This is a genomic window from Sphingobium sp. R-21 (assembly GCF_049913335.1).
Classification (GTDB): domain Bacteria; phylum Pseudomonadota; class Alphaproteobacteria; order Sphingomonadales; family Sphingomonadaceae; genus Sphingobium.
The window spans coordinates 2,155,793-2,168,519 of record NZ_CP184374.1 but is presented as its reverse complement, the minus strand read 5'-3'; the positions used below and the strand labels follow the sequence as shown (position 1 = coordinate 2,168,519).

The window sequence follows — 12,727 nt, the reverse complement described above, 5'->3', positions numbered from 1 at the left end:
GCGCCGACGCCGTCAGTCGTCGGCAATGCCGAAGAGCTGCTGGCCGTTCTTGGCATCGATGACCAGGCCGGCGCCGCCCTTGGTTTCGATGCTTGCGGTGCCGAGGTCGATCACTTCGTCTTCACGTTCCATGATGCACTCCTTCGTCCTGCTGCGAAATGCAGCCATGGCAGACTATGGAGGGCGGTCGGCTATCCGAACTTTATACGGATTCTATATCGATTTTGTTCGGCAGGGCAGCGGGTGTCAGTCCGCGCGGTAGACGGCCCGCACGATGTCGGCGGCAGCGCGGCGGCGGCGGCGATGATAGCTGCGGCACAGGGTTTTCAGGTGCTTGCGTTCGGCGGTGCTGACGGCCTGCCACAGCGCCTCCAGTTCAGCGCGAGTGCCTTCGAGTACATGCTCTTCGACGGTCCGGACGGCGTGAAGGCGGGCGTTGAGCCGGTCCAGCGCGAGCGCATGCTCGCGATTGGCGGAATGGCGGGCAACGGCCAGAAACGTCGCCGCGGTCCGGTCGGCCAGGGCCGTATCGTCCGCGAGGTCGCCAAGGGGCGGAAGTGCGGCCGGGCGTCGCCATGCGTTGATGGCAAGCAGGACGAGCTCGGCCGACCAGTCGTAGATATCCGCAAGGCCCGGTTCATCGAGCGCAGGGACATGGAAGCCGCCGGCGGTACGTGTCTCCACTAGGCCCTCGCCGGTCAGCCTGTGGAGCGCGTCGCGTACGGGCGTCACGCTCGCGGCAAGCGGCGCGGCCAGCGCCGCCGGATCGAGCCGGTCGCCTGGCCGGAATTCGCGGCTCATGATCCGGAGGCGCAGCGCCTGATGGACCCGTTCGGCGGTTGCCCCGGCGTTCACTGCGCTTCTCGCTGTTCCTGCGCATAGGCATCGACCAGCGCCTGCTGGTCGGGTCGCAGCGCATCGACGGCGCCGAGTGGCCGGTCCGCGCGACCGTCGAGCAGTACCGAAGGGCATTGCCCCTCGAAATTGCCGAGATTGGGCCGATGCTGGCGATAGCCGACCAGCGCCGCCAGATCGGGCGGGAACGCTCGCGCGACCTCGGGCGGATAGGCGAGCCATTGGTTTTCATAGGGCTTGAGCCAGCCCAAGGCATAGCCGATCACGATCCCGCGTCGCACCTCCCGCGTGCGGTTTGCACCCGCGCCGTGGAGCGTCGAGCCGAGAAACAGAAGCGCCGCGCCGGGAGCCATCTCGGCGGCGAGAGGCGCGCCGTCCGGCTCGGCCAGTGCGTTCGCGCCATGGCTCTCCGGCCAGATCCGCGTGGCGCCGTTTTCCTCCGTAAAATCGTTCAGCGGCCACATCACATTGACGAGATACTCAATCTCGCCGACAGGGCCGCGCCACATGTCCTGGTCGCGGTGCGGCAATTGCGCCGGGGCGCCGGGATGAACCGCGATCGCCTGGGTCGTATTGAGCTGGATGCACTCGCACCAGGATGAGAGCACCGCCTGGACGATACGGAGAATGCGCGGGTGCTGGACCAGCGCCGCGGCGCCGGCCGCGCGCCTGAGCAGGCGGCCGAACCGCTTGGTGGTGCTGCCGTAGAAACCACCCTGGCCGAACGGCGTCGCCGCGAAATCACCCATCAATTCATCATCGAGCGCGTGGACCTGCGCGGGCGGCAGCGCATCGGGAAGGATACACCAGCCATGATCGAGAAGGTCGCGCGCGCTGCGGGCGATCTCGTCGTCGATCCTGCCGATCATCGTCGTTCTCCTTGTTTCAGGCCGCGATGCGCCGGCTGTCCCGGATGGCCGGCGCCGCCTGGATGCCCGCCGCCGCGAGCAGGCCGGGCGTGTCGGGGGCGATATCGATGCGCAGCGCAGCCAGCATCGCGCCATCGACGACTTGCGGCAGTCCGAGCGGACGGCAGCGCCAGCCGAACGCGAGGATCTGCTGGAACCAGCCCATTTCGGCGATCGCGCTGTAGCCGGTGATGCCGTGATCCAGCGCATGATCGACGAGCGCGGTCACCAGCGTATCGCGCACCGCGCGGCGCTCGGCCGCGCGCAGCCGGCGGTCGAGGCAGAAGCGGGTGATCTCGAAAATGTCCGGGGCGCGCGGCAGCGCGTCCTCGCACAGGCCTGGATAGAGGCTGTCGAGAATGTGCGGTCGCATGGTCGGCAGCAGGCGCGCCGAGCCCAGATGCGCCCCGTCGGGTTCGGCGAGAATCAGATAGATGGCGTTGAGATCGTCGAACTGGTCGACTTCATAGCGACCTTCGAGGACCGGGACGTCCCATTTGAGCAGGTCGACGAAGACCGACTTGCGCGCGGCGAACATCGCGCGCAGCGCCGCGTCCGACGCGGACGGCGGGGCGGATTGCAGGATATGCAGCATGGCTCTTGCTCCCTTGGCCCTGATCGGTCGAGGGTCGGCGAGATGCCGGTCGCAGCGCTATGCCCGAAAAGGGGCATAGCGACGGCGGAAGATATCCGAGAAGGTGAGGGTTCCGTCGAACAGCGTCCGGATCACCAGCAATGTCCGCTTGTTCACGCCGTAGCGTTCGCAGGCCTGCTTGATATGCCGGGCCACCGTCTCTTCGCTGATCCCGAGGATGCGGCTGATCTCCCAGTCGCCCTTGCCGCGCGCGACCCACAGGACGCAGTCGCGCTGCCGGTCGGTCAGTGCAGGCCCCGGACGCGGCAAGAGCCCGCCGCGTCCCGTCCACAATCGGCGCGCCGCTTCGAACGCGAAATTGCCGGCGAGTTGCGCCAGCGGCAGCATGGCCTGCGGGAGCGGCCGGTCCGCTTCGCTCGCAAAGGAGCAGGAGCCGCGCGCCTCGCCTGGAACATGCGCCGGGACGGTGAAGCCGTCGCCGATGCCCTGTGCGCGGCCGAGCGCCAGGATCCGAAGATCGCCCGGCGTCAGCGGGATCATCGCCGCCATTTGCGACCAGGGGAAGCCGATGCTGGTGACATGGCTGGCGCGGTGCACCGGGTCGCTCACGCCCAGAGCGTTCTGGTCATAATAGTCCGCCCAGCGCCGCGGATAATTATGCAGCCGGATCGCCGCGTCACCGGCCGTGGCCACATCGACATGATGGCTGAGCGCGAAATACTGGAAACCCAGTTGCACGCTGATGGCAGCCATGGCCGCCGCAAGCTCGTCCGCGTTGCCGACCGTTTCGACGATGCGCGCAAGCTGCATCGCCATGCCCGAATAAGGCATCTGATCCTGTCGCGACCGTCGGCGGCGTCTCGTGCGGCCTGGATCCCGGCGGTCGCCCTTCCTTGGTCCTGTGGGCCAGGCGGCGGGGCCTCAAGCCGTCGCCGGGCGACTCCTGTCATGGAAGCGTCATATCATGTTGTGCAGGCGCGCAGAAGTTGTCTTGTGCGATGCAGCATATATGCCCCCGCGCTGTTCGCGGGTTTCGGCCCGTGACGCTGCTGCAGGCGTGGCGTGAGAGCACCGCTTACGCACGGCTGCGCGGTATCGATCGCGCCGGGATCATGTGGGAGTGGCTGCGTCGCAATCCTGATTATATCGCCTGGCATGCCCGGGCGAGCAGCGTTACCCGCGGCCGCGTCGATCCGCGCGCGTGGGGGCTGCACTTTCGCTGAAGATCCGGCCCGGTCGGCACCCGAGGCACGGATCATCTGGCATGCCGATCTCGATCCCGCAACCCTGTCCGTTATAGCGATTTCCACCGATCGCGCCGATCCCGATGGTCTTGATCTGGAGCGTGTCGCCGCTTGGCTGACCGTCGTCACCGATCCGGACGGCTATGACCATGCCGTTCTCTCGGACGGTCGCCACCATATCCGGCTCGATGTGGCGCAAGGCCGGCTTGCCGGTGAGACCTTGGTGCATCTCCACTATCGGTTGCATGGGCTTGGCAGCGCCGAGGCGGGCATCCTGCCGCTGCGCCGCCTCCTCCATCTCCAGCACCATCGCCGCTTTGCCCGCTCGCTGTACCCGCGCGACCCCTGGATCGAACGCGGCATCCAGTTGCTGCGCGTCCATGACGCGCTGGCCGACGGCGCGACCCAGCGCGAAATCGGGGCCGTTCTGTTCGGCGAGGCGCGCGTGGCCGAAGACTGGAACGACCGATCCGACTCGCTGCGTTCGCGTGTCCGGCGGCTGGCGCGCGAAGCGAAGACCCTGGCGTTGGGCGGGTATCGCGATCTGATGCGGCGGCGGTACCGATGAGGTGGGGCGGTGGTTGTACGTCGGCGAGGACGTCCAGACGGGGCGCCTCGCGCCGGGCGCTGCGCCAACCGGCACGACCGCGCTCTATGGCTCGGCGTTCGTTGCGCCAGCGCACCGACGCCTGCACCACCGAGCCCCGGCCAAGCCGGGTCTCAGCCTTGCGGTGACGATCGCTGGCGCGGCCACAGCGACCGACAGTCCGTGCAGATCGTCAGGGCCTGCCGCGCGGTTGACGGAAGCAGGCCATCGGCGGATTTGACCCGGAAACGACCGGATTCTCCGCCTGCCACCTTTGCAACATGGCTGCGAGATTCGCCATGATGCCAACCTCGCGTTGCGCGATGTCGACGCTTGACCATGCAATTCTGAAAAGAAACGGTTCGACCGAACGTGGGACAATTCTGCCATTCCCGGGCGCAACCTTGAATGACGGGTTTCGCCGAAACTTGTCATTGGCAGAGACACGATCAGAAAATGCCGTGCCGTGACGCGACAATTTACTATCATCGCCCTAATGTGCCCTATCCCCGCTCTACGTAATGCGGGTCATACAGGGCTCTTCGGGTTCGCTCAATTGTGATAAGGTGAAACATCACCCGGTTCTAGTCGCAAGCATCCCGTGACTGAGAGACTCGAGCGCTCCCGCTTGCTGACGCGGAGTTTATCATGATTACTGATACTAAAAACAAGGCCGGACCTGCCGAATGGGCAGATTATGTCATCCGCGCTGCTGCTGGAATAGCCAGCGCCGGATCGATCTTCGGCTATGAGAAAATCGTCGCTGCCCGGATTTGGCTGGCAGAACGCCATGGGCGTTCGCTTGCAGAGGCTGCTGACAATGAGTTGCACGGTCAGCCTTGGTGGAGCCGGGGGAGGAGAGATGAACTCGCCACTGCCCTCGATGAATGGGAGAACGAGGGCGGTGGCATCTCGAGGTAGGTGGAGCGAAGAGCCCGCGCCGCCGTATGTTCGGTAAAGCGTGAACTTTAGTGCGGGCTCTCGCGGCTTTATACTGTATCGGCCTGTCGCGCTATCGCCAGTTCAATCGCCCTGATGAATTGATCACCATATTGCTGCGTGGACACATAATCCTGTTCATCCTCTCCCAAGACGTGACCTAGACTGAACGTTTGTTTGAGGCGCATCAGAATGTCGGGCTGCTCTTCTGCGATATGACGGATTAAGGCCCGTAATATGCGTTCATGGGCCAGAACCCGGCGTTCCAAATCCGTGTTTTCAATATTCATTGCTGAGACATTCCTCTGTTCACGCTTTTGGGAATCGCTTGGTGATGCGGCTTTCTGCTGAAGCACGTATTTCACACGGCCTTCTGCTGCCGCGTTTCGTTTGTCAGCCATTCCTACTTCTTCTGCTGCCGACCGAAACGCGCTGAAGCGCCTTCGCTTTCCTTGCGTATCAGACATGTTCTACCTCCATTTGAGGATAGTTGCGATTTTGAAACCGGGCGGCCTGGATCCAAGTTTCGTTTGCGAAAGAGGTGATCCAGGTGGATCCCGCGTCAGAGGTTGTTACGGTGCGTCAAGTCATCGAAAGCCTTATTGAGCCGGCGTATTTCAGCATGAGTCAGAAGTTCGCCGCGGGCCACCTGGTCACGCGCGCTGGTGAGAAGGCCTTCAAGAATCTGCAGACGCGTTTGAGTTCTGTTGGGCAGCCTTTCGAGGCGAGACTGGGCATTGATGATCGTCGCGGCGAAATCCAGGCTATTTGCGGTTGGACATTTGTTGGTTTCTTGAACGACTTCCACTTTTCCAGCCTTAATTGTAGATCAATACGAGGATGGTCGCGGCAATCAGAATAAGTGATGCGTTCATGATCACCGCGCGGGCTAAGGTATCATCACGGAAGAGACCGGCGCTGAACCGAAGCATTGTCGAAACGCTTGGAGTATGGCAATTCGAACGGTGTGCGTGGTGAGGCGGACATGTCACTCTCCTCGTCGGGCGGGAGCGCGATAGTCTCTCAGTCACGGCGGCCATGGACGGAGTCGAAGCCGGGATGCGCCAGTATACCACGTCTCACACAGCGATCCTAAAGCCGTTTTCGTGAATGAATAGCATCCCGAATTTGTGGCGGCCCCAGGCAAGCCGATCGGCAGGGTTTGGAACCAGGCGCTAACAGCGCTTCCAGGTTCAGCTTCTCGGAGAGGGTGTGACGTAGCCGCGAAGAGATGTCGCAGGTAAGGCTGCAGTTTGGCTGGAACGGAGTGGTCGATACTGGAATAAAGCGCCTGCCACGACTGGATACCGCGCTGAGATCATCTAAGATCGTGCTTGATGACAAACTCGTCGAACAGTCCGAGCTCATAACCGTGTCCAATGTACCCAACCTCCTGGGCGTGACAGTCTTGAACGGCGCGTCTTTCGGGCGACAGCTCCCGCCCCGATCCTTGGAGACTATCCCGCCGTGATCACGGACCAGGAAGTTCAAACCTCGCTGTGCGTGACTGAGACTGTAGTTCCAGGGTATCCGCCCTCGGTTTCGACGGTGGCTTCCAGTTGATTGGCCAGCGCTTCGACAATGCTGGTGCCAAGACCCGGCCTGGCGTCCGCCAGCGACTCCGGTGTGCCCACGCCGTTGTCGCTGACTGACAATGTCCAGTTTGCTTCATGGGAGTGGTAATCGACCAGGATCTTGCCGCTGCGTTCGCCCGGGAAAGCATGCTTGAGCGCGTTAATCACCAGCTCGGTGACAATCAGCCCCAGACTGACCGAGATATCCGCGTTCACACTGCTGCCGTCGGCCGTAACCGCGATCGACAGTTGGTCATGATCGTGGATCATCGAAGCACCGAGGCTTTCGCAGAGTTGGGTGAAATAGCCACGCAGTTCGACATCGCCGAGCCTCGATGCCGCAAGCTGCTGTTGAAGGGTCGCGATCGACATTACCCGGTTGTGGGCGTCGTGGAGATGGCCTCGTGCCTCCTCGGATTGCACCCGCCGCGCGCTCTGCATGAGCACGCTGGCGATGATCTGGAGGCTGTTGGCAACGCGATGCTGGAGTTCCTTGAGCAGGATCGCCTTCTCGCGCAGCAGGTCATCCTTGAGTTTTTCGCTGATGCGCGCTTCGGTCACGTCGGAGATGGTCAGGAGCAGGCGAACCTGTTCGGTGTCGCCATAGTCGAGCTTCTGGGCATTGAGCATCAGCCGCCGTGGAGCGGCACCGCCCTTGAGGTCCATTTCATAAGCCTCGATCCTTGCATGACCGCAGAGCGTTGCGCTGAGCAGCGAGCGAAGCTGCGGTACGTCCCACTCACCGGCGCCGAGTTTGAATACAGGCCGTCCGGCCACGTTTTTCGGCACAAGAGCGAAGGCGGCGTAGAAGGATGTGCTGCCGGCTATCACGGTGAGATCTCCGTCGAGCAGCAGCGCAGGCGCGGTGGATGAGGCGAGGATCGCCAGCGCCAGATTGCGCACGACGTCAGGATGGATAACTCGGTTCACGATGATGCCCCTTTCCGGGGAAACCGGAAAGCTCGCGGGGTGAAAGCCGGGTCCGGGTAATCGCGAAGTGAAGGCTCTCAACGTGAGCGCAGGGATTCGCAGACGCACCTTAGCACGGTTTGCACGACCACCCTGCGTCTATTCGACACCGGTCAATTACCTATTTTTGCCGCCCCTTTATGGGCTGTTGATCAGCCGGTGGCGGCAGGCGGAAGCCGAAAATAGTCTGTCACGCGCCGGCCATAGGCATCGTCGAAGACAGGCGCTGAATCCGGCCGGAAGCTGGGGGCACCCTCCAGCAGCCGTTTGTCGATGGCGGCTGCATATCCACCCTGCGTCTCGTCATAGCGGAACGCCGACCAGGGTATGGGATGATAGCTCTGTCCCAGTCCGAGGAAACCGCCCGTGGACAGGATGACATAGGCCACCTGTCCGGTCCGCTCGTCGAGAATGAGTTGGTCGACGGTACCGAGCTTGTCACCATCGCGGCCATGCACTGTCTTGCCGCGCGCATCGTCGGCGGAAATCAGGATGCGGCTTGCGAAAGGACGGGCAACGGGTATTTCTGTATTGGTGGCCATGGCCATTCTCCGTTCAATAAATCTCCGGGGCGGCAGGCAATTACCCACCGCGCGCCTTCTCAGACCAGGCTGTGCTTGAGAGCGCTCGCCTGATCATGGCCGGCCTTAACCGAGGTGAAAGCATCGCGAATGATGGACCTCGTTGCCGGCGCCAGATCGGCATCCTTCAGCGCGATCTCGAACTTCGCCTTGATGTGGTCCTCGCCGCGCTCGACCTCCTCGATGATCGCCTTGTCGTTCTTGCCGGTGAACGCCTGTTTCAGGTCCATGAAGCTACGATGGGCGGCGCCGAGGAAGCTTGCGCTGTCCTGGGGCTTGCCGCCGAGCGCGCGCACTTCGGCCTGCATCGAGGAGACGACCTGTCCGCGATCACGCGCGAAATCGGCGAACAGGGCCGCAAAACGGGTGCTCTTCGCATCTTCGGCAGCGTCCTCAAACCCCTTCATGCTGTCAAGGGTCGTGGTGATCAGTCCATTGAGGACGGAGATATCATGCTTGTCGTTCATGTCATGATCCTTGATTTGAAGGCGGCTGGCCGGCCAGGCTTTTTCCTTGGCCGGCCAGACCACTCAGTTCGCAGAGAGCGACGAAGGCAGGAGCGCGCTGCCCTGCTGAAGCTGTTGTTCGATGATCGGCACGCCGTTGCCGGCTACCTGCTTCAGCGACTGGTCGGCGCCATCTTCGGCATAACCCTTGTAGGTCGCCCAGTTGCCCTGCTGCACCTGGGCGGATTGGGTAAGATAAAGATTGTCAAATGACCCGCGCGGCGTACTGCGAAGCATCTTGAGCATCGAGGCGCGCTCGGCCGACAGGCGAGTGCTGGGCCGGGCGATCTTGCGCTGGTCGTTGCTCAGCGACGCCATCAGCGTCTGCTGGGAGGTCTGTGATTCCGAAATGATGCGCCGGGCATAGTCCTTGACATCGCTGCGTTGCGAACGCGTCAGGCTGAGGCGGCTTGCCGCAATCTGGAACCCATTGGCATCGGAGGCGGCGGCGGAGAAAGCTGGGCCGTCCAGACCATGGATCGGAGCGGCGCCCACATTCATGCTCGAATAGCTGCCCGTGGTAGCCGGCGTCGTGGACTGGGCTGCCGCAATAGTCGCGGCGCCGAGTGCTGCCGTCCCGACGAGGACGGCGAAAACGTTATGTTTCATGGTGTTATTCCTTACAGACGCGGCATCCACAGGCTTTTGCCTGTGGAAAATCGGCGTCTGTTGTTGGGCTGGAAACGCACCATCCAGGATGGAAAGGCATCGCTTGGAGCATTCAGACAACGATCCGCACGTGACAATGTTACGGTCGGCAGATTTTATTTTTATTTTTCGCGCTAATATCATGAATAAGCGCCCAAACTATTTCATCTCGTCTGGTGTATCCAAAGTCTTTGGAACGCTTCTGCCAACTGAGGGGTTAGCAGATATTCCGGGCACGATGCGTCAATGCGGCCAAATCGTCTTCTGGATTGCAGGAGAACGGTTATGGGAATTATCATGTGGCTCGTCGTTGGCGGCGTTATCGGATGGCTTGCCAGCATCATCATGCGGACAGATGGTCAGCAGGGCATCATCCTCAATATCGTGGTCGGCATTATCGGCTCCTTCATCGGCGGCCTGATCTTTTCCCAAGGGGATATCAACAACGCGCCGCTTACGGTCATGACATTCCTGGTATCGCTGGCTGGTGCGATCATCTTGCTTGCGATCGTAAATCTCGTTCGTCGAAGCTCAATACGCTGACATTCTGCCGCATACAGCACCCCCGGCCATTGGCTCCCGCACCGTTAGTATCACGCCACATGTTCTGTACGATTGAGAGTTGCAACAGCTGTGCTTGATTAGCCGTGGCCTGCTCGCAAGCTCACATGAATGTAAGGCGAATGTCCGGTTGCGGAGAAACCGGCCACTCGCGCGGCTAGCTTGGACCGGCGGTTCCTGGTCGGTAGCGGAATGGGGAGTGCGGCGGCATCCCGACCGGATGCCCAAACCGTTGGAAGCGTGGCTCAGCAACTCGCCCTCGAATCGAGCACGCTCACACCCCTTCTCAAGCGGCTGGAAGCCGCGGGCCCGGTCCGCCGAACGCGAAACCCGGTCAATGAACGACAGGTCGTCATCGCACTTACGAAGGAGGGAGATGCACTTCGTTTTCGCGCGGGATGCCTGGGCGACACATTGCTTGAGGCATCGGGACAGACACCTGCTGCCCTCGCAAAACTGAACGGTGAGATCAACGAACTGCGTAACGCCGTCTATCGGCATATTGGCGGCTGGGCGGTGTCCGAGACGCCGGCCGAAGCGGACTGAGTTTTCCTGCTCGTGGCCGGTGATCGTCCGGGTTGCTCAGACCGTCGGCACCGTACCGCCGTCGATCACATATTCCGTGCCGGTGATGCTGGCCGCACGGTCGGATGCGAGGAAGGCGATCAGGTCCGCCACCTCTTGCGGCTTCGCCGGACGCCCAATCGGTATCCCGCCGAGCGAGTCCATAATCATCTTCTTGCCCGCCTCGATATCTCCGCCGTGCTCGGCCGCGAGCCGCATCGCCAGGTCGATGGATGCCTCCGTCTCGATCCAGCCGGGCGATACGCGCACGACGCGAACGCCTTGCGGTGAGACCTGCTTGGACAGGCTCTTGCTGTAGGTCGACAGAGCAGCCTTCGCTGCGGCGTAGGCGGTCGTCGCCTCCGGCAGGGGCAGTTCGCGCTGGATGGACGTCACATGGATGACGACGCCGCTACGACGCGTCACCATGGCCGGAACGAGTTCCCGGTCAAGCCGCACGGCCGGCATGAGGTTGAGGTCGAGTTCGCTTGCCCAGATCGCGTCGCTGAGGGCCTCGTAGCCCCCAGCCGGAGCCGAGGAGCCGCCGAGCATGTGGACGATGATATCCACGCCACCCATCCGTTCCTTCACGGCAGCCGCCAATGCTAAGCAACCGTCCGCGCTTGTCAGATCGGCCGCGACGAACAGCGATTCCGGAAAGTCATCGGGCAGGGTTCGGGCGGTCGTCAGAACCTGCGCTCCGAGTTCCCGAAAGAGATTGACGGTTGCGGCGCCCGCACCGCGCGTGCCGGAGGTAATCAGCGCGCGCTTTCCGCCCAGATCGAGGAACGGATGGCTACCGCCTGGAACGGGCACGCTCACAGCGTGATCTCCAGCCCAGCGATCTTTTGCCCTTCAAGGACGAACAGATAGCGCAGGTCCACGGGACTTCCGGGGAAATCACCAGCGAGATGGCTGAACACGGTCGTTCGCTCGCCTTCCGTCGAGATCGAGAAGGGCTCCACGCTGTAGGTGTACTTGGTGGAGGAGTCTGCCTTCCATTGCCGGATGGCGTCGCGTCCAGTGTAGGTATGTCCCTCGTCCATGACGACGGCGGCATTGGTGAAGCAGTCGGCAACAGCTTCAGCGCTTCGTTTCCTGTCGGCGTCGAAATAGTCGGCGATAATTTCGGGCAACTTGAAGGTCATCATTCGTCTCCATTGTTCCGGAAAAGCGCTTTGCTTCTCCTGGTGACGCCAACTTAGGGCTGGACCTTTGCGATGATAATCGGGATAGATCGTCATGCGATGTTGCGAAAAGTAGGACAATGCACCAGGACGGTTTGGTCGAGTTTGATGCGGTATTGGCCATCGCACGGCGCGGATCGTTCCGGGCGGCCGCGCTGGAGCTTGGTCTGTCGACTACCGCGCTGAGTAATGCCATCGCAAAGCTGGAACGGCAGCTCGGCGTCCGCCTGTTCAATCGCACGACCCGAAGCGTTGCCCTGACTGACGCTGGACGCAAGTTTGTCGATCAGGTTGGCCCTGCAGTTAGGAATATTCATGATGCGATGGACATCGCGCGTTCGCAACAGGAGACGCCCTCTGGAACGCTCCGTATCAACGCCTTCCCAACGGCAGCCCGTGAAATCCTCGAGCCGCTCCTTTTGCAATTCCTGCGTCGCTATCCCCAGGTGCATGTCGATCTCGTCACCGAGGGGCGGATCGTGGACATCGTGGCCGAGGGTTTCGATCTTGGCCTGAGGAGCGCCGACCTTGTTCCCAGCGACATGATCGCCATCCCCGTCGGCCCACCCCGCAGCTTTGCCGTCGTTGCGACCCCTGCTTATTTCAAAGCGAATGAAAAGCCTCGCGTCCCTCCCGACCTGCACCGCCATGCCTGCCTTCGCATCCGGCTTCCAAATGGCGCGCTTCACCGCTGGCAATTCGAGAAGGACGGGCAGTCTGTCCAGATAGACGTGCACGGCCCGATCACGCTCGATGAGGCCAGTCTCTCGCGTATCGCGGTGCTGGACAATGTCGGCATAGGCTACTTCATGGAGTCCGACATCCGCGAAGACATCGAGGCAGGGCGTCTCGTTCGCGTTCTGGAAAACTGGACCCCGCCGTTGGTGCCTTTGTGTCTCTACTATCCCAGCCGGCGCAATCCATCGGCTGCATTCAAGGCTTTGATCGGAATGGCCCGTCAAATCGCCGGATGACGGCAAGCCGGGCGCATTGTTCAAAGGTCATTTGGC

At 62.0% G+C, this 12,727-nt stretch carries 19 protein-coding genes; 6 read left to right on the top strand and 13 right to left on the bottom strand.

Annotated elements, in window-relative coordinates; all coding sequences use genetic code 11:
- Window positions 1-12: 12 nt before the first annotated feature.
- The 5 genes from ACN9MX_RS10425 to ACN9MX_RS10405 form a co-directional block, all read right to left on the bottom strand.
- Window positions 13-132 (bottom strand): benenodin family lasso peptide, encoded by a 120-nt coding sequence (locus ACN9MX_RS10425; RefSeq protein ID WP_129927693.1) that lies wholly within the window; start codon window positions 130-132, stop codon window positions 13-15.
- Window positions 133-246: 114 nt separating this feature from the next.
- On the bottom strand, window positions 247-855 hold the full coding sequence (locus ACN9MX_RS10420; protein ID WP_426386906.1) for a GntR family transcriptional regulator: 609 nt from the start codon (window positions 853-855) through the stop codon (window positions 247-249).
- Window positions 852-1,724: a phytanoyl-CoA dioxygenase family protein gene (locus ACN9MX_RS10415; protein WP_426386904.1), complete on the bottom strand. Its 873-nt coding sequence runs from the start codon at window positions 1,722-1,724 to the stop codon at window positions 852-854. The genes ACN9MX_RS10420 and ACN9MX_RS10415 overlap by 4 nt, the downstream gene beginning before the upstream one ends.
- Before the next feature lie 16 nt (window positions 1,725-1,740).
- A complete protein-coding gene (locus ACN9MX_RS10410) occupies window positions 1,741-2,358 on the bottom strand; it encodes an acyl-homoserine-lactone synthase (RefSeq protein WP_363752872.1) in 618 nt (205 codons plus the stop codon).
- A 57-nt stretch (window positions 2,359-2,415) separates the two neighbouring features.
- Window positions 2,416-3,174: a LuxR family transcriptional regulator gene (locus ACN9MX_RS10405; protein WP_426386903.1), complete on the bottom strand. Its 759-nt coding sequence runs from the start codon at window positions 3,172-3,174 to the stop codon at window positions 2,416-2,418.
- A 182-nt stretch (window positions 3,175-3,356) separates the two neighbouring features.
- Between ACN9MX_RS10405 and ACN9MX_RS10400 the strand changes: the two genes are divergently transcribed.
- The 3 genes from ACN9MX_RS10400 (at window position 3,357) to ACN9MX_RS10390 (ending at window position 5,109) form a co-directional block, all read left to right on the top strand.
- On the top strand, window positions 3,357-3,581 hold the full coding sequence (locus ACN9MX_RS10400; RefSeq protein WP_363737599.1) for a transcriptional regulator domain-containing protein: 225 nt from the start codon (window positions 3,357-3,359) through the stop codon (window positions 3,579-3,581).
- Window positions 3,514-4,170: a DUF2285 domain-containing protein gene (locus tag ACN9MX_RS10395; protein ID WP_363827573.1), complete on the top strand. Its 657-nt coding sequence runs from the start codon at window positions 3,514-3,516 to the stop codon at window positions 4,168-4,170. The genes ACN9MX_RS10400 and ACN9MX_RS10395 overlap by 68 nt, the downstream gene beginning before the upstream one ends.
- A gap of 666 nt (window positions 4,171-4,836) precedes the next feature.
- Window positions 4,837-5,109 carry a hypothetical protein gene (locus ACN9MX_RS10390; RefSeq protein ID WP_312219411.1) on the top strand — a complete coding sequence of 91 codons (273 nt, stop codon included), beginning with the start codon at window positions 4,837-4,839 and terminating at the stop codon, window positions 5,107-5,109.
- A gap of 68 nt (window positions 5,110-5,177) precedes the next feature.
- Here ACN9MX_RS10390 and ACN9MX_RS10385 read toward each other — a convergent pair whose 3' ends face one another.
- From ACN9MX_RS10385 to ACN9MX_RS10360, 6 genes are all read right to left on the bottom strand, one after another.
- Window positions 5,178-5,594, bottom strand: coding sequence for a hypothetical protein (locus ACN9MX_RS10385; protein ID WP_363737603.1), 417 nt, complete (start codon window positions 5,592-5,594; stop codon window positions 5,178-5,180).
- 95 nt (window positions 5,595-5,689) lie between these two features.
- On the bottom strand, window positions 5,690-5,935 hold the full coding sequence (locus tag ACN9MX_RS10380) for a hypothetical protein (protein ID WP_363737605.1): 246 nt from the start codon (window positions 5,933-5,935) through the stop codon (window positions 5,690-5,692).
- 679 nt (window positions 5,936-6,614) lie between these two features.
- Entirely contained in the window at window positions 6,615-7,631 is a 1,017-nt protein-coding gene (locus ACN9MX_RS10375) for a sensor histidine kinase (RefSeq protein ID WP_426386902.1), read from the bottom strand.
- 191 nt (window positions 7,632-7,822) lie between these two features.
- A complete protein-coding gene (locus tag ACN9MX_RS10370) occupies window positions 7,823-8,212 on the bottom strand; it encodes a PRC-barrel domain-containing protein (protein WP_363753712.1) in 390 nt (129 codons plus the stop codon).
- Between the two features lie 59 nt (window positions 8,213-8,271).
- On the bottom strand, window positions 8,272-8,718 hold the full coding sequence (locus ACN9MX_RS10365; protein ID WP_426386901.1) for a ferritin-like domain-containing protein: 447 nt from the start codon (window positions 8,716-8,718) through the stop codon (window positions 8,272-8,274).
- A gap of 63 nt (window positions 8,719-8,781) precedes the next feature.
- A complete protein-coding gene (locus ACN9MX_RS10360) occupies window positions 8,782-9,366 on the bottom strand; it encodes a DUF4142 domain-containing protein (protein ID WP_426386900.1) in 585 nt (194 codons plus the stop codon).
- Between the two features lie 324 nt (window positions 9,367-9,690).
- Here ACN9MX_RS10360 and ACN9MX_RS10355 point away from each other — a divergent pair, with 324 nt between their 5' ends.
- Entirely contained in the window at window positions 9,691-9,948 is a 258-nt protein-coding gene (locus ACN9MX_RS10355; RefSeq protein ID WP_426386899.1) for a GlsB/YeaQ/YmgE family stress response membrane protein, read from the top strand.
- A 210-nt stretch (window positions 9,949-10,158) separates the two neighbouring features.
- Window positions 10,159-10,512 (top strand): MarR family transcriptional regulator, encoded by a 354-nt coding sequence (locus ACN9MX_RS10350; RefSeq protein ID WP_426387505.1) that lies wholly within the window; start codon window positions 10,159-10,161, stop codon window positions 10,510-10,512.
- 36 nt (window positions 10,513-10,548) lie between these two features.
- Here ACN9MX_RS10350 and ACN9MX_RS10345 read toward each other — a convergent pair whose 3' ends face one another.
- Both ACN9MX_RS10345 and ACN9MX_RS10340 read right to left on the bottom strand, forming a co-directional pair.
- Window positions 10,549-11,352: an SDR family oxidoreductase gene (locus ACN9MX_RS10345; RefSeq protein WP_426386898.1), complete on the bottom strand. Its 804-nt coding sequence runs from the start codon at window positions 11,350-11,352 to the stop codon at window positions 10,549-10,551.
- A complete protein-coding gene (locus ACN9MX_RS10340; RefSeq protein WP_426386897.1) occupies window positions 11,349-11,681 on the bottom strand; it encodes a nuclear transport factor 2 family protein in 333 nt (110 codons plus the stop codon). Before ACN9MX_RS10340 ends, ACN9MX_RS10345 begins: the two co-directional genes overlap by 4 nt.
- Before the next feature lie 116 nt (window positions 11,682-11,797).
- Here ACN9MX_RS10340 and ACN9MX_RS10335 point away from each other — a divergent pair, with 116 nt between their 5' ends.
- Window positions 11,798-12,691: a LysR family transcriptional regulator gene (locus tag ACN9MX_RS10335; protein ID WP_426386896.1), complete on the top strand. Its 894-nt coding sequence runs from the start codon at window positions 11,798-11,800 to the stop codon at window positions 12,689-12,691.
- Window positions 12,692-12,727: the final 36 nt, after the last annotated feature.